General features: G+C 73.4%; 10 protein-coding genes. 4 read left to right on the plus strand and 6 right to left on the minus strand.

The genetic code is table 11. The annotated features are described in order from the left end of the window. The first annotated feature begins 39 nt into the window (after positions 1-39). The gene (locus L3i22_RS07700) at positions 40-1,008 is read left to right on the plus strand and encodes an SMI1/KNR4 family protein (RefSeq protein ID WP_221326286.1); all 969 of its coding nucleotides are present in this window, start codon (positions 40-42) and stop codon (positions 1,006-1,008) included. Beyond that, on the plus strand, positions 1,005-1,871 hold the full coding sequence (locus tag L3i22_RS07705) for an SseB family protein (RefSeq protein ID WP_221326287.1): 867 nt from the start codon (positions 1,005-1,007) through the stop codon (positions 1,869-1,871). Before L3i22_RS07700 ends, L3i22_RS07705 begins: the two co-directional genes overlap by 4 nt. Before the next feature lie 49 nt (positions 1,872-1,920). Here the strand turns inward: L3i22_RS07705 and L3i22_RS07710 are convergent, their stop codons facing one another. Further along, positions 1,921-2,757 (minus strand): hypothetical protein, encoded by an 837-nt coding sequence (locus tag L3i22_RS07710; protein ID WP_221326288.1) that lies wholly within the window; start codon positions 2,755-2,757, stop codon positions 1,921-1,923. A gap of 258 nt (positions 2,758-3,015) precedes the next feature. Between L3i22_RS07710 and L3i22_RS07715 the strand changes: the two genes are divergently transcribed. After that, complete coding sequence (locus L3i22_RS07715; RefSeq protein ID WP_221326289.1) at positions 3,016-4,266, plus strand: S8 family serine peptidase; 1,251 nt, start codon at positions 3,016-3,018, stop codon at positions 4,264-4,266. 594 nt (positions 4,267-4,860) lie between these two features. Here the strand turns inward: L3i22_RS07715 and eccB are convergent. After that, on the minus strand, positions 4,861-6,219 hold the full coding sequence (eccB, locus tag L3i22_RS07720) for a type VII secretion protein EccB (protein ID WP_221326290.1): 1,359 nt from the start codon (positions 6,217-6,219) through the stop codon (positions 4,861-4,863). A gap of 7 nt (positions 6,220-6,226) precedes the next feature. Further along, positions 6,227-7,630, minus strand: a complete 1,404-nt coding sequence (gene eccD, locus L3i22_RS07725; RefSeq protein WP_221326291.1) for a type VII secretion integral membrane protein EccD — start codon at positions 7,628-7,630, stop codon at positions 6,227-6,229. Positions 7,631-7,725: 95 nt separating this feature from the next. On the opposite strand from eccD, the gene eccCa reads away from it, so the two are divergent. Continuing rightward, complete coding sequence (gene eccCa, locus L3i22_RS07730) at positions 7,726-11,682, plus strand: type VII secretion protein EccCa (protein ID WP_221326292.1); 3,957 nt, start codon at positions 7,726-7,728, stop codon at positions 11,680-11,682. Between the two features lie 261 nt (positions 11,683-11,943). On the opposite strand, the gene L3i22_RS07735 is transcribed toward eccCa, so the two are convergent. Genes L3i22_RS07735 through L3i22_RS07745 form a run of 3 tightly spaced genes read right to left on the minus strand, consistent with a single transcriptional unit; the run spans position 11,944 to position 16,230 of the window. Further along, positions 11,944-13,086 (minus strand): hypothetical protein, encoded by a 1,143-nt coding sequence (locus L3i22_RS07735; RefSeq protein ID WP_221326293.1) that lies wholly within the window; start codon positions 13,084-13,086, stop codon positions 11,944-11,946. Then, complete coding sequence (locus tag L3i22_RS07740) at positions 13,083-14,534, minus strand: type VII secretion protein EccE (protein ID WP_221326294.1); 1,452 nt, start codon at positions 14,532-14,534, stop codon at positions 13,083-13,085. Before L3i22_RS07740 ends, L3i22_RS07735 begins: the two co-directional genes overlap by 4 nt. Positions 14,535-14,571: 37 nt before the next feature. Beyond that, entirely contained in the window at positions 14,572-16,230 is a 1,659-nt protein-coding gene (locus L3i22_RS07745; protein ID WP_221326295.1) for a right-handed parallel beta-helix repeat-containing protein, read from the minus strand. Positions 16,231-16,236: the final 6 nt, after the last annotated feature.

A 16,236-nucleotide genomic window follows, 5' to 3' on the forward strand; every position in this document is an offset into this window, starting at 1 on the left:
GATGGCCCGGGGTGTCGCGACGTCGGTAGAGTGGCCGGCGTGAGCGAGCGCATAGCCGGGGCCCGATACGCCTTCCGCGCCGCGTTTCCGGCGAGTCCGATGCTGCGGGTGCGATACCGGCACGGCGTGCCGGTCGACCCCTGGGGCTTTCCGGACTGGACGCCGTACGCGCGGATCCTCGTCGCCCTGCCCCCGGCGATCGCGGACCTGTCGGTCGAGGAGGCCCGGGTCGTCGACGTGCGCGCCGCCGACCGGGTGGCGCGGGGCTCCGGCGACCCGCTCTGGACCGGCACGGTGGGTACGCCGGTCGGCTGGACCTGGGCACATGCCGCGCAGACCCGGCACCTCGCGTTGGTCCCGGCCGAGCTGCACGCCAGCTTCCGGCACCTGGGCGGGGTCAGTGTCGGTGCGCGGTCGCTGGCCGGGCACGGTCTCACGGCGCCGGCCGGTGAGCCGCCGGGAATCCTGGTCGCCGACCGGCTCACCGAGGCGGCGCAGGACGCGGCCGACGAACGATTCGGGGTGCGCCTGCCGCCGCACTACCGCGACTTCCTGGGGCGTACGAACGGTGGCGCCCCGAGCGTGCCGGCGGTCCACCCGGGCCACGGGTTCGTGCTGGACCAGCCGCTGTTCGGCTTCCGCGAGGACCGGTCCCAGGACCTGGGCTATCTGAACGCGTTCTTCGGCGACCGGCTGACCGGCGACTGGCTGGCCATCGGCCTGGTCCAGGGCGGGCTGCTCGCGCTGCGGGTCCGCGGCGAGGGCGCCGGCACGGTCGGCTACCTGGACGACGACGACCCGCGCGACCGCGACCACTTCACCGCCGACGACGTGTGCGCCCGTCTCATGCACCGGCTGGCCGGCGACTTCGGGTCGTTCTGGCTGGCGCTCCGGGCCGTACCGTCCGATCTGGAGGATTTGGCGGAGAGCGCGGCCGCGCGAGCCGAGCCGGTGGAACCGGACGGCCTCGGCACTCTCCTGCCCGGATCGCATCGGAGGACTTCGTGAGCGAGCAACCGGCCGCGTGGACCCCGGCCAACGAGATCGAGCACGCGATGGCCCTGGCCGCCGTCGCCGACGAACGACACACGTACTTCCAGCTGGTGGCGGTCGCCGACCTGTACCTGCCGCAGCTCACCGGCGACCCGTCGGAGCGGCAGCGGTTCGTGACCGTGCACGCCTTCGACTACGTCTACCTGCCGGTGTTCACCTCGGTGGAGGCGCTGGCCCGGCAGTACGGGCAGGTGATCGACGGCTACACCGTGACCAACTACGCCGAGCTGCGGCGCAAGTGGCCGGACCCGGAGTGGCGGCTCGCGATCAACCCGGGCACGCCGATCGACGCGTACCTGCCGGTGGAGGTGCTGGCCGACGCCGCGGTCGGTGATGTGACCATCCCCACCCTGGACGAGATGGTCACCGAAGGCACCGCGGACGAGGCGATGGAGGCGGAGCTGCGGACCCTGCAGGCCGCGGGGGACTACCCGGACGAGGACCCGGTGGCCGCGCTGCACGCCGCGGCCGAGGCCGGTGACGTGTACGGCTTCATGGAGCGCCTGCTCGACGCCACCGTGCTGGTGCCCACCACCCGCACCGCCGCGATCGAGGAGCTGGCCGAGCCCGGGTTCCCGTGGCGGTACGCGCCGGAGCGGACCGTCGAAGTGTTCACCAGCCCCGAGTCCCTCGCTGCCAGTTACCCGGAGCCCACGCCGTACCTCGAAGCGAATTTCTCTCTGTTGGTCGCCTGCTGGCCCGAAGGCCATGCGATGTCGATCGACCCGGACGGCACCAACCCGATGGAGTTCGGTCCGGATCAGCTGCCCTGGCTGTTCAGCTTCAGCCCGGAGGATGCGTCCGACCCGGACCGGTGACGCCGATCAGGACTTCAGCGGGACGGACTGCTGCCCCGTGTCTCCGGCTTCAGCTCTTCGGCGACACCCGGTCGGAACCGGTGACCGTGCCGGGATCCGGCGCCTGCACCTCGACCTTCTCGCCGAACTTGCTCAGCTTGAAGCTGGCCACCAGGTGATAGGCGGTTCGCGGGTGCAGTGCCACATCGCCCGGGGACCCGCCGCCGGCCGGCTCGGCGTAGGTGAGAACGCACTCGACGTCGAGCTTCTTCAGCCAGCCGTCGCCGTCCAGCTCGGCGGTCAGAATCGGCGGGGACGTCTGATTGAAGTGATCGTCCAGTTTGGTGCCGAACGGTGGCGGACAGACGCTGCGGCCGGACATGCACTCCAGCCGGTACTTGTGGTCGCCGATCTTCGCCGCGTCGGCGGTGGCCACGTCGAGGTCGCCGAAGAACGGCAGCCAGGTGGTGATGTCGGCGACGTTCAGCTGGGGGTTGGAGAGCGGGTCACCCCAGTTCAGCACGGTCTTGCTCGGTTCGTACCAGGGGCGCTGGTCGGCCGCGACCAGGTCGGGCGAGGAGTAGTAGTCGGCGCCGGCGACGTGCAGCCGGCGGGCCGTGATGGTCGGGGTTTTCGCGCCGCTGCCGTTCATCTTCGTATACGTGGTGTCCCAGTTCGGCCCCGCGAACCGGACCAGGCTGGAGCCTTCCCACGCACCGAACGGCTCGCCGCCGCGCAGCGACGCGACGAACTCGACCCGGGCCGTGCCGGCCTTCTCCAACTTCGTGGTGACCTGGGAGAGCTCCTTGTAGGCGGCCCGGGGATCCGAGGACTCGGCGTTACGTGCCGTGTACCAGAGCAGGCCGGCAAGCACGACCGCGACGGCACCGAAGATCCATTTTCGCATCTGTCATTCCTGGCGTCGGTTTGAGCAAGGGCACCGACTTTAGTCGATGTGCCGGTCGCGTCGCCGTTCCGTCACTTGCCGTGGATCGGCCCGCACGTTCCGGGGACGGGCGGCAGAGCACCACAGGGTAACGCCCGGCGGGATCGACCGGCATATCATCGGCGGGTGCTACCGGTTGCCAGGACTCGTGACGAAAACCCGCTCGCCGTGGACCAGCCTGTCGGTCCGGTGCGGGTTCGCTTCGGGTTCAAAATCCGCTTGGGTACGGGCGGAGCCCGCCGGACGGCGTCCCTGGTGCTCGCCACCGCGCTGCTCGGCGTGGTGGCCCCGATCGGGGTCACGCCGGCCCTCGCCGCCGACTGCGTCACCGGCACCCAGGTCAGCGGGAACGCCTGGCCGCGCACGATGATGGCGGTCGACTCGGTCAGCCAGCTCGCCCGGGGCGGCGGGGTGAAGGTCGCGGTCCTGTCCAGCGGGGTCCAGGCCGACAACCGGCAGTTCGCCGGCCGGGTGCTGGCCGGCGGCGACGCCGTCGACACCCGCGGCACCGCGGACACCGACTGCCGGGGCAGCGGCACCCAGGTGGCCGGCGTGATCGCCGCGGAGCTGACCAACGACAGCCCGGCCGCCGGGCTGGCCAGCTGGGCCACGATCCTGCCGGTCCGGGTCCTGCCCGACGATCCGTCCGCGCAGGAGACGTTCGCCGAGCCGAAGGTGCTGGCCCGAGCGATCAGCTTCGCCGTGGACAAGGGCGCCGACGTGATCGTCGTGGCCGTCCCGGCCTACCAGGACAGCGATCAGCTCCGCGCGGCGGTCGACGCGGCGATCGCCAAGGACGTGCCGGTCATCGCGGCGGCCGGTGATCTCGGCTCGGCGCAGGACAAGAACCCGACGCCGTTCCCGGCCTCCTATCCGGACGTGATCGCCGTCGGCGCGATCGATGAGACCGGAAAGATCTACAGCAAATCCCAGCACGGGGCGTACGTCGATCTGGTCGCGCCCGGTGTCGCGGTGCCCACCCTGCAGGCCGACGGCCTGGTCGAGGCGGACGGGACCGGGCTGGCCGCGGGGTACGTCGGCGCGGCCGCCGCCCTGATCCGTGGCCGATACGGGCGCATGCCGGTCGCGAACGTCACCCGCCTCCTCGCCGTGTCGGCCAGCCCCACCGTGTCGGGCGACTCGTTCGGGGCCGGCGTGGTCAACCCGTACGGCGCGGTCACCGGTAAAGCCTCGGCCAAGCGGGAACGCGCGCTGCCCGCGCTGTCGGCCGCCCCGGCCGCCCGGGGCGACGCGGACAACCGTCGCCGGGCGACCGCCTTCATCGGCGCGACCCTGGCCGCCGTCGCCGTGGTCGCCGTGCTGATGATCACCGCCGCCATTCGCCGGAGCCGCCGCCAGCACTGGCGCCCGGCCATCGCCCCGCCGCTGCCGGAGTACGACGAGCCGGTGGAGCCCGGCCCCCCGGTGATGCTCCTCGACCAACCCGCCGACCCGGCCCGCCAGTCCTAGCCCCAACCGAGAACCACGACCCGCGCCCGCGCTCGCGACCCGCGCTCGCGACCCGCGCTCGCGACCCGCGCTCGCGACCCGCGCTCGCGACCCGCGCTCGCGACCCGCGCTCGCGACCCGCGCTCGCGACCCGCGCTCGCGACCCGCGCTCGCGACCCGCGCCCGCGCTCGCGACCCGCGCCCGCCTGTCGCGCCCCCTGCCGCGCCCCCTGCCGCGCCCGCGGCCTTGGCCGGACGTCAGGGGTCTCTGGGGTCCCTCACGCCAGCGTGGGCGGGAGGCGCTCAGCTGTGGGCGGGAAGCGTGCTGCTTGGGGGAAGCGTGCTGTTTGGGGGGAGGCGCGCTGCTTGGGGGAGGCGCGGCTGGGCTTGACCCGGCAGTCGGGTCGCGTGGGTTCTTTTAAACCGCAACCACCCACGGACATCGCCCTGTAGGGCCTCGCGTTCTGGGCGCCCCGCGCCCTGCGAGGCCCGGAAGGGTCCCCGCGGGAGCGACGATCTGTACCCCGGCGGACCGAGGCAAAAAAGATCTTGATCTGGGTTGAGAAGTACCGGAGAAGACCGGGCCCGCGGAGAAATCCACCGCGGGCCGGGACGTCAGTTCGTGCCGGCCACCGGCCTGATCGCCGCCGCCGGGTCGAGTGTGACCCCCGCTGGAATCGCGTTGACCAGCGCGGTAGGCACCTCGGTCGCCGAATCTGCGGCGTAGCCGAGGCGGCCGAGGGCGTCCGCGTCCGGCACCGCGTGGCGGACGCCGAGGTCGGTGATCACCTGGTAGCTGCCCGAGCCCGGAACCCGGACCAGGGCGAACTTCCCGGCCGGGACGCCGACCGCGTCGGCCAGGGCGCGACCGCCGGCGGCACCGGCGGTCGGGACGGCCGAGGAGAGACTGGCGGACGGGCCGCCGACCGTGATCGTCGGGGGCTTGCCCGCTGTCCGGGTGGTCGCGCAGGCGGTCGTGCCGGCGGCGACCGTGGCCAGCGTGGGCGGGGTTTCCGGGGGCTGGGCCTCGGTCGAGCCGGACGGCTTGAGCTGCGGGACGCTCGGGATGAACGTGGCCGGGACGTTGGTCGGCTCGGCCGGGAAGCTGGCGTTCAGCACCACCCGTTGCAGGGCGGTGATCGGCAGCAGGCCGTTGTCCAGGACCAGGTAGAACTGCTTGCTGCTGACGCCGACGTCGTTCGCCAGGACCTGGCCGTTGACGAAATTCTTGACCCGCTGGGACTGGGCGCCGCGGTTCTCCACCTGGACGGCGGCGATGTCGGTGCCGGCCGGCAGGGCGTTCATCCAGGCGGTGCTGACCGTGGTCGGGTCGACCGCGCCGAACAGGGCCGGCAGGGTGGTCTGGGAGTCCTGGATCTGGTGTTTGAGGCCGTGCCAGACCAGCTCGGTGTCGCCGGCGCCGTCGCTGACCAGCAGGCCGCGGTCGCCGAGGTCGGCGCCGGCCGGGCCGGCCGAGCCGATCAGCAGGGCGGCGGCCGGGTTCTCCCCCGGGACCAGGCACATCGACCAGGGCAGGCCGACCTGCTGGGTGGCCTCGGGCAGGGAGGACGGCGCGTTCGGGATGCCGATCGTGATGCCGCGCGGGACGCCGGCGAGCGCCTTGGCCGCGATCCGGTAGACGGTCGGGTTGGGGCGGCCGGCGGCGAGCTTGGCGGAGGTGAAGTTGAGCGCCGGGTTGAGCCGGCCGCGCAGGTAGACGAAGCTCGCGCCGGACTCCCGCTCGACCACCACCGAGCCGTCGGTCTTCCACTGGTCGGTGCCGACCTTGGTGAGGATGCCGTAGATGCCGAAACCGGCCCCGATCAGGATCGCGATCATCATGCCGCCGAACAGCGCGCCGATGCCGCGCCGCAGCGGGGACTGCGCCGGGTCGGTCTCGCGCATCACGAACGCGGAGATCACCCGCTGGTTCAGGAACTGGTACGACTGGAGCTGATCGCGACGGGAGGCCATGCCCGGGTCACCCGCCGATCGAGGAGAACAGCCCGCGGATGTCGTCGAAGACACCCAGCACGGCACACGCCAGCGGGATCAGCGCCATGATCGCGATGACGTCCAGGATGTCGGCGGCCCGGCCCAGGTAGGGCGAGGGCTGCCGCTGGCTGTAGATCACCGCGGCGGCCAGCGCGACCGCGCCCGCGAGCACCGCGCCGGCCAGCACCAGCAGGCCCGGGACCGTGCCGGTGGCGACCGCGCCGATGCCCAGGACGGCCAGCCCGGCGACGCCGGCGACCAGCAGCGGGCCGCGCTGCTGCGGCGTGGCCAGCAGCCGGGACCGCAGCAGCAGGGCGGTGACCGCCGCGATGATCAGCAGCACCGCCGCCGTGCCGGGGCCGGACCAGGCCAGGTAGAGGATCGCCACGATGCTGCTGAACGCGGCCGCGAGCAGCAGGCCGGAGAGCACCTCGTCGGCCCGGACCACGGCGGCGAACACGTCCGCCCGGCGCGGCATCGGCTTGTCCTTGAGGATCTCCTCGGCGCGGCTGGGCAGCTCCGGGAACGGCAGCCGGCCGATCCAGCTGGCCAGCACCGGGTAGCCGGGGAGCAGCCCGATCGCGGCGGTCAGCGCCACCGCGGCGCCGCCGCTGGCCGGCGCCCCGGCGAGGGTGAGCAGCGAGGCGAGCAGGCCGGTCAGCGCGATCGCGATGCCGGCCACGAAGAGCCGGGGCAGGCCGGCCACCGCGGCGTGGCCGAGCACGCTGAGCACCAGCAGCACCGCCGAGCCGAGCAGCAGCGCCGGGGCGCCGATGCCGAAGAAACGGGAGCCGGACTCGGCGATCAGCCAGGCGCCGCCGAGGAACGCGTAGGGCAGGCCGGTCGCGGCGACCACCGCCCCGGCGCCCGCGTCGGTGAACGCGCGGGAGAGCAGGATGCCGACCACGGCCAGGCCGACCGCGACGGCCAGCGCGACGAACGCCGAGCTCTGCCGGGACGGGCCGCCGACGGCCAGGGCGAAGAGGCCGACCAGCAGGGCCACGGCGAAGATCGTCAGGCCACCGCGGCGGGTCGCGGCGGCGCCCCAGGAGCGGCCGGCGCGGCGGGCGCCACTGGCGATCACCTCGACGACGTCGTCGTACGCCAGCTCGGGCCAGTCCTCCCGGGCCGGCTTCAGGTGCAGCAGCTCGCCGTCGCGCACGCCCTGCGCGGCCAGGTTGCGCCCGGCCTCGAGCGCGCTGCCGGTCGCCCGGCGCAGCACCCACCCGCCGTGCCTCTCGGCCGGCTCGCCCAGCGCACCCTCGGCGTGCCGCAACAGGTGCGGCAGGAGCTCCCCGACGAGCATGTTGTCCGGCAGGGCGATGTCCATCCGGCGGGTCGGCGCGGCGATCGTCACCCGGGCCAGACTCGGGCCACCCGGTGCGGTCACGCGGTCACCTCCAGCTGTGCCTTATGTGCCCCACAAACTAGCAGGCGGACTCCGGGTTGATTCGCCCCGGCGAATGGCTGGATAGGATGCCAGGCGTGACCGTCAGTATCGTCAAGCGCCCCCCACGCCGGCCCGCGCCGGTGATGCCTTCGGGTGAGGTCATGCTCGACCCGCCGCCGGAGGTTCCGCCCCCGGCCGGCAAGGGCTGGACCCGGATGCTGATGGTGCTGCCCATGGGCGCCGGCGCCGCGGCGATGGGCCTGATGATGGGCGCCCAGCGCGGCGGCCCGCTGACCTACGTCGCCGGCGGGATGTACGGGGTCTCCATCCTCGGCATGATCGCGATGATGGTCGGCCAGACCGGCGGCCCCGGCAAGAAAGAGATGATCGAGTCCCGCCGGCAGTACCTGCGCCACCTCTCCCAGCTGCGCGCCCAGCTGCGCAACACGATCCGCCAGCAGCGGGAGGCGCTCTACTACCGCAACCCCGACCCGGCCACCCTGTGGACCTTCGCGGACAGTGGCCGCCTGTGGGAGCGGCGCCGCAACGACGCCGACTTCACCGTGGTCCGGATCGCGGTCGGCGCGCAGGAGGTGGCGACCCGCCTGATCCCGCCGCAGACCAAGCCGGTCGACGAGCTGGAGCCGCTCTGCGCGATGGCGCTGCGCAAGTTCGTCAACACCTACTCGGTCGTGCCCGACCTGCCGGTCTCGGTCGCCCTGCGGGACTTCTCGCACATCTACGTGCGTGGCGCGGACGACGCGGTGCAGGGCTTCTGCCGTGCGCTGACCGCCCAGATCGCCACCTTCCACGCGCCCGACGACCTGCGCCTCGGCGTCTGTGTGCCGGACCACCAGCGCGTCCGGTGGGAGTGGGCGAAGTGGCTGCCGCACGCCCAGCACCCGGACAAGACCGACGCGGTCGGCCCGCTCCGGCTGGTCGCGCCGAGCGTGCCCGCGCTCGAGGCGATGCTCGACGACGTGCTGGTCAACCGGCCCCGGTTCGACCCGGGCGCGCCGCCGCCCGGCGGCCCGCACGTGGTCGTGATCATCGACGGCGGTTCGACGGCCGGCTCCGACCACCTGATGACCGAGGGCGGGGTGGCCGGCGTCACCATCCTCGACCTGTCGGTGCCGCCGCCGCGGCTGCTCGACGACAGCTCGGTGGTCCTGGAGATCGCCGCCGACGGGACCATCACCGGCACCACGATGGACGGTTCCACCGAGGTGGGCCAGGCCGACGTGCTCGGGCAGGCGGACATCGAGGTGCTGGCGCGTGAGCTGGCGCCGCTGCGGCTGTCCGCCGCGACCTACGGCGACCAGCCGGCGATCTCCCAGGACATGGGGCTGGCCGAGCTGCTGGAGGTGGACGATCCGTACCAGATCGAGCTGGCCGACCTCTGGGCGAACCGGCCGAACCGGGACCGGCTGCGCGTGCCGATCGGCATCGGTGTCGACGGCCGCCCGGTCGAGCTGGACCTGAAGGAGTCCGCGCAGGACGGCATGGGCCCGCACGGCCTGCTGATCGGCGCGACCGGTTCCGGCAAGTCGGAGCTGCTCCGCACCCTGGTGGTCGGGCTGGCGCTGACCCACGACCCGGAGATCCTGAACTTCGTGCTGGTCGACTACAAGGGTGGCGCGACGTTCGCGTCCCTGGACCGGTTGCCGCACACCGCCGCGATGATCACCAACCTGCAGGACGAGCAGTCGCTGGTCGACCGGATGCTCGGCGCCATCTCCGGCGAGCTGACCCGCCGGCAGGAGCTGCTGCGCAAGGCCGGCAACTACGCCTCGGCGCGGGACTACGAGCGGGCCCGCGCGGCCGGGGTGCCGCTGGCCCCGCTGCCCAGCCTGATCGTGATCGTCGACGAGTTCTCCGAGCTGCTGGCCGACCGGCCGGACTTCATCGACATGTTCGTCCAGATCGGCCGGGTCGGCCGGTCCCTCGGCATCCACCTGCTGCTGGCGTCGCAGAAGCTGGAGGAGGGGCGGCTGCGCGGGCTGGAGTCGCACCTGTCGTACCGGCTCGGCCTGCGCACCTTCTCGTCGATGGAGAGCCGGGCCGTCCTCGGCGTGCCGGACGCCTACGAGCTGCCGCACCACCCCGGCCACGGCTACCTGCGCGCCGGCACCGACGGCCTGGTGCGGCTCAAGGCGGCGTACGTGTCCGGCGCCGTCCGCCGCGAGGGCGTCATCGCCGCCGGCAACACCCGCGCCGGCAGCCCGATCCGCGAGTTCAGCACGTATTATTCGGCCCCCCTCCAGGAGGAGCGGCCGGAACCGGAGACCACCGGCCAGGAGGTCGAGGAGAAGGTTCAGGGCGACACCCTGATGGACGTGCTGGCCCGGCAGATGGAGGGCCGCGGCACGCCCGCGCACGAGGTGTGGCTGCCCCCGCTGGACAAGGCGCCCACGCTCGGCCAGATGCTCCCGCCGGTGATCTCGATGCCGGACCGCGGTCTGCAGGTGGACGCGGCGGAGCGGTTCGCCGGCCTGCACGCCCTGCTCGGCATCATCGACAAGCCGTTCGACCAGCGTCGCGATCCGATGTGGCTGGACCTGGCCGGCGCGGCCGGCAACCTGCTCGTGGTCGGCGGATCACAATCCGGAAAATCCAACCTCCTGCGTACGCTGGTGACCAGCCTCGCCCTCACCCACACGCCCCGTGAGGTGCAGTTCTACGGTCTCGACTTCGGTGGCGGCCCGCTCAGCGGCCTCACCGACCTGCCGCACGTCGGCGGCATGGCGACCCGCCGTGACGTGGACCGGGTGCGCCGGACGATCGCCGAGGTGTACGGCCTGATGCGGGGCCGGGAGGACCTGTTCGCCCAGCAGAACGTGGAGGGCATGGCGGCGTACCGGCGGGCCAAGCAGCAGGGCCGCTACGCGGAGGACCCGTTCGGCGACGTCTTCCTGATCATCGACGGCTGGTCGACGCTGCGCGCCGAGTTCGAGGACCTCGAGCCCACCGTCAACGAGCTGGCCAACCGCGGTCTCGGCTTCGGCGTCCACGTGATCGCCGCGACGAACCGGTGGATGGACGTCCGCCCGCAGATCCGCGACGTCTTCGGCACCCGCGTCGAGCTGCGGCTCGGCGAGCCCGCCGACTCGCTGATCAACCGGCGCGAGGCGGTCAACGTGCCGGACCAGTCGCCCGGCCACGGCCTCACCCCGGAGGGGCACCACTTCCTCGCCGCGCTGCCCCGGATCGACCGCGAGCAGCGCGCCGACGACCTCGCCGAGGCCGTCGCCGAGCTGGTCAAGCACGCCACCGAGCACTGGACCGGGCCGCCCGCGCCGCGGGTCCGCCTGCTGCCGGCCGAGCTGCCGTTCGACGCGCTGCCCGCGGGCAACGGCCCGGTCGTCCCGATCGGCATCGCCGAGTCCGACCTGCAGCCGGTCTTCCTCGACTTCGACGCCGAGCCGCACGCGCTGCTCTTCGGCGACATCGAGAGCGGCAAGAGCTCGTTCCTGCGCAGCCTGGCGAAGTCGATCGTGGCCGGCAACAGCCCGTCCGAGGCCCGGGTGCTCCTGGTCGACCTGCGGCGCAGCCTGCTCGGCATCATCCCGAAGGAGAACACCATCGGGTACGGCACGTCCCACCAGGTCACCGCGGATCTGATCAACCAGGTCGCGATGGCCATGCGGGAACGCCTCCCCGGCCCGGACGTCACCCCGGAGATGCTGAACAACCGCAGCTGGTGGAAGGGCCCCCAGCTGTACGTCCTGGTCGACGACTACGACCTGGTCGCCGCCGCCGCGCAGAACCCGCTGCTGCCCCTGCTGGAGTTCCTCCCGCAGGCCCGCGACATCGGCCTGCACCTGGTCATCACCCGCCGCATCGGCGGCGCCGCCCGCGCCATGTTCGATCCGGTCATCGGCCGGATCCGCGAGCTCGCCTCGCCGGGCATCATGATGTCCGGCCCGCGCGAGGAGGGCCCGCTCTTCGGCACGATCAAACCGCAGATCCTGCCGCCGGGCCGCGCCTGGATGATCACCCGCAAACACGGCGCCCGTCTGGTCCAGCTCGCCTGGACCCCACCGATCCGCTGATCACGATCGGTCAACCATAAGTTCACATTCTTCATTGCCCCGGTCCGCCGGGGTACAGATCGCCGCTCCCGCGGGGACCCTTCCGGTCCTCGCAGGGCGCGGGGCGCCCAAGAACGCGAGGCCCTACAGGGCGACGTCCGCGGGTGGGCACGGTTTAAAAGGACCCACGCGACCCGCTGCCCGGTCCAGCCCCAGCCGCGCCTCCCGGCCCCGGCGGGCTGTTCCAGGGGCGCCGTCGACCCGGCCGGAACCCCACCGAGCTCAGCGGCGGGGGAGACCGACGAACTGCTGCTCGGTCTGGGTCTGGGCGAGGAACAGATAGCGATCCGTCCCCTCCCCGATCAGGGCGAGCATGTCATCCGCCATGAACTGCAGGAACTGGCTGCTGTGCGGCCGCAATTTCAACGCCGACGCGGCCAGCGAGGCCTCGTCCCCACCGAGCCGCTGCAGCAGCGCCAGCTGGGACTCCTGGAGCGCGGCCAGCCCGGGCCGGTCCAGCTGCCGCAGGATGGTCAGCTGGGTGCGCCACGGACCGAGCGGCGGCGTGCTGGCCGGCCCGGTCATGCCCAGGTCGTAGACGGCCAGGGTGGGCATCTGCGCGCTGCCGGTCAGCGCCACCCCCTGGTCGCTGCTGTGCACGGTGAGCCGGTTGTACTGCCCGGTGGCGCGCTCGCCGAACCCGGCCCAGGCCCGTGGCTCGGTCGTCACCACGACCACCCGGGCGCCGAGCGCGAACGCCCGGAAGATCAGCAACTGGGCCGCCCACACCCCGCCGACCAGGGCGATCCGCACCGGCTCGGGCGCGAACAGGTGCAGCGGGACGGGTGCGTGCTGCCGGTCCCGGCCGAGCACCAGCCCGGCGCCGGCGGACGGCGCGACGGTCACCCGGCGCAGCGTCTTGCGGGAGATCGCGTGCCAGCCGATGTGCAGCGGCGACGTCTTCCCGGACGGGCCGGTGCGGGCGTCCTCGTCCTCGCCGGCCGGCCCGTCCGGCGGGTTCTCGTCCTCCGCCGCCTGGGCGGCCTGGGCGGCGGCCAGGGCCCGGCCCTGCGCCCCGGCCAGCGGCGCCGAGGTGAGCTGCGGCGCGGCCAGCCGGCGGCCGGTCGCGTCGCCGGCGCCCTGCTGGTCGGCCTGCTGCAGCGGCGCCACGCTCGGGATCGGCACGATCTGCGGGGCCGGCTGCGGTGCGACCGGCGCGATCGGGGCCGGCAGCGCCTGCATGTCCTGCGCCTGCGGCGGCGGGGGAAGTTGCTGGGCCTGCGGCGGGCGCACCTGGGCGCGGGCGACCGCGGGCGGCGGGAAGATCGGCGGCGGCGCGGGCAGCTTCGGTTGCTGCTGCTCCTCGCCGGTGGCGTCCTGCGACGGGTACGGACGCCAGGCGCCCTCCCGATCCGGCTGGGTCATCCCGCGCCACCTCCCGTCGGTGCCGTCGCGTAGGCGGCCGGCCCGTGTTCCCCGTCCAGCGGCTGCAGCTCCGCGCCGACCCGCCGGACCCCTTCGATCAGCACCCGGTCCAGCGCGTCCAGGTCGGCGTCCGGGCGGGTGGCGAGCCGGATGAAGGCCCGCACCGCCACGTCGTCCCCGTCGGCCGCCGCGTTCAGCACCAGCGCCACGTTGGTCTGCGCGGCGGGGGCGGTGGCCGCCCAGGCGAACAGCGAGCCGATCTCCCCGGCCGAGGTCGGCCAGGTCTTCAACCAGTACGTCCGGTGGACCAGGCGGGCCGACCGCCAGTGCGTCCACTCCTCGTCGACCTGGGAGCCCTCGGCGAGCGACCCGGACTCGACGTCACAGGAGCGGGCCAGCACCGCGAGCAGCTCCTCCGCGTCCAGCACCCGGCAGGCGATGCCGATCCGGCGGAGGCTGGTCGCCACCTTGCGGCCCAGGCCGGCCACCAGCGCGGCGGCGGCCTCCAGATCGGCGGTGTGGTCGTGCAGCGCCTCGGCGAGCACCCGGGCGTCGACCCGGACGCTGATCGTGGACTCCCGGTGCGCGGGGACCGGCTCCGGGCTGAGCGACTCGACCAGCTGACGGTAGGACGAGCCGGCCGGCGACGACGCGTGCACATCCGGGCTCGGCGCCGGCACGGTGTGCGTGACCAGCTCCAGGATCACGCCCGGCTGCTCGGTCGCGGCGAGCACGCTGACCAGCGCGTCCAGCGGGATCGGCGCGGCGTCGTGGTGCACCGGCGCGGTCGGGGTGAGCACGACGACGCTGAACCAGCCGGCCTCGTCCTTGGCGACGCCGGCGCGGGCGCCGTCCTGCGCGGTCATGTCCCGCACGGCCAGGCCGGGGGCGATCGTGCGGAGCGCGGCGAGCACCGGCCCGGAGCCGGTCTCCAGCGCCGCGGCCCGGCGCCGCGCGTGCGCGCGGGCCACCTGACGGTGCTCCAGCCACCAGCGGCCCCGCTGACGGGCGAAGACGACGACGATCAGGGCCAGCCCGACGACCCCGGTGATCACGCCCGGGAGCAGGCCCTGGACGGCGGCCGCGACGGTGGCCAGGACGGCCAGCTCGGCGACCACGATCTGGGTGAGGCTGACCGGCCCGATCTGGCCGCGGCGCGGGATCGCCCGGACCCCGGCGTCGGCGGCCGCGTCGGCCGGGCTGGGCGCGGCGACCGGCCGGGGCGGTGCTCCCGCGGGCTGCTGCGGCACGCCGGAGGTGGGCACCGGGACGCTGCCGCGGGCCTGGGTGCCGGTCCGGCGCAGCGGCGTGGCCGCGGCCGTGGCGTGCGCCTGCGGCGGCGCGCTCACCGGCGGGGGCGGCGGAAGCTGTGGAGCCGCCACGGGCGGTGCCGGTGGCGGCACGGCGGCGCCGTACGCCTGCCCCGGATAGCCGTCACCTGGATTCACCGCGTTGCCTCCCCCGATAGAGAGCCCATTCTATGCGTCAGCTGATGGTCGCGAGCAGGTCGTCGACGACCAGTGTGGTCAGGTCGTCCCGGCTGGGCATCCGGCCCAGCGAGCGCAGCCGTCCGGACTGCGCCTTGCGCATGCCTTCCAGCAGCTTGCGGGCCTCTCGCGCGTTACCGAAGTTGCGGTCCCGTTCGATCTGCGAGAAGTGCTCGAACAGCGCTTCCTCCAGGCCCGGCGCGAACGCGTAGTCGTCGTTCTTGGCGATCCGGGTGGCGATCATCACCAACTCGTCGGGCCCGTAGTTCTCGAACTCGAGGGTCTTGGCGAACCGGGAGGCGAGACCGGAGTTGGCGTCCAGGAAGTCGAGCATCTCCTGGGTGTAGCCGGCGACGATCACGGCGACCTGGTCGCGGTGGTCCTCCATGAGCTTGACCAGGGTGTCGATCGCCTCCTGGCCGAAGTCGGCGCTGGCGCCGCCGGCCCGGGACAGCGTGTACGCCTCGTCGATGAACAGCACGCCGCCCATCGCCTCCTCGAACACCGAGGTGGTCTTCTCCGCGGTGTGCCCGATGTACTGCCCGACCAGGTCGCGCCGGGACACCTCGCGGAACCGCCCGTTCGGCAGCACGGCGAGCGCCTTGAGCAGCTGGCCGTAGATGCGGGCCACGGTGGTCTTACCGGTACCCGGGGCGCCGGTGAAGATCAGGTGGTGGCTGGCCGCGCCGACCGACAGCCCGGCGCTGCGCCGCCACTCGTTCACCTGGATCTCGTCGATCAGGGCGCGGACCTCGTTCTTCACCCCGTCCAGGCCGATCATCTTGTCGAGCTCGCCGAGCAGCCGGTCGACCTCGACGGCGTCCTGCCCGGCGCCGGACTCGGTGATCCCGGCCCGCGGCGCCGCGCCGCCCTCGGAGAGCGACACGGTGACCTGGGCCCGCGGGTCGATGTCCACCTTGGGCTCGGCGGTGCCCTCGACCCGGCACTGCTCGACCGTCCCGGTGCAGCCGGCCCCGAACACGATGCCGGAGCCCGCGGTCTGGTGCACCCACGTCTCCCGGATCGTCGGGGAGCTGTTGTTGGCCACCACGATGCCCGCGTCGCCGGTGCCGGAGACGTCACAGCTCTCGATCACCGGGCGGCCGGACTGGTAGACGTAGATCCCGCGGTAGCCGCACTCGGCGACCGTGGTGTTCCGGATCGCCGGGTCGGCGCCCAGCCGGACGATGATGCCGTCGTCGTTCACCCCGCGGATCTCGCAGGAGTCGACCGTGCCGCCGGCGTCCGAGAAGACCATCCCGTTCTGCCCGCGCAGCACGCGCACCTCGGCGGCGTCCACCGTGGACATGTCGGTGGCCTGCAGGCCCGCGCCGTACCCGGCGGAGAGACGACACTTCCGGACGGTCAGCCGCGCGCTCGTCGCCGCGATCGCCGGATAGTCCCCGGAGGTCAGGTCCAGTCCCTCGACGGTCACCTCGCCGCTGAGCACGGCCAGCGCCGGCCCCTCGAGGCCGGCCGCGTCGACCACGACGGTGCCCTCCTCGCCGGTGCCCCGCAGGGTGAGGCGGCGCCCGGTCAGCTCGATCCGCTCCCGATAGGTCCCGGGAGCGATGGTGATGACCGCGCCGTCCGGCGCCACCTCGAGCGCGTCACGGATCGTCGGATAGGTGCCGGGGACCGCGAGGGTGCTGGCCACGGGAAC

Source organism: Actinoplanes sp. L3-i22, from assembly GCF_019704555.1.
In the GTDB taxonomy this organism is placed as follows: Bacteria; Actinomycetota; Actinomycetes; order Mycobacteriales; family Micromonosporaceae; genus Actinoplanes.

Coding starts and splice junctions, on each gene's coding strand:
- eccB (WP_221326290.1), bottom strand. CDS start 6,219: ATGGCCTCCCGTCGCGATCAGCTCCAGTCGTACCAGTTCCTGAACCAG.
- L3i22_RS07735 (WP_221326293.1), bottom strand. CDS start 13,086: ATGACCCAGCCGGATCGGGAGGGCGCCTGGCGTCCGTACCCGTCGCAG.
- L3i22_RS07710 (WP_221326288.1), bottom strand. CDS start 2,757: ATGCGAAAATGGATCTTCGGTGCCGTCGCGGTCGTGCTTGCCGGCCTG.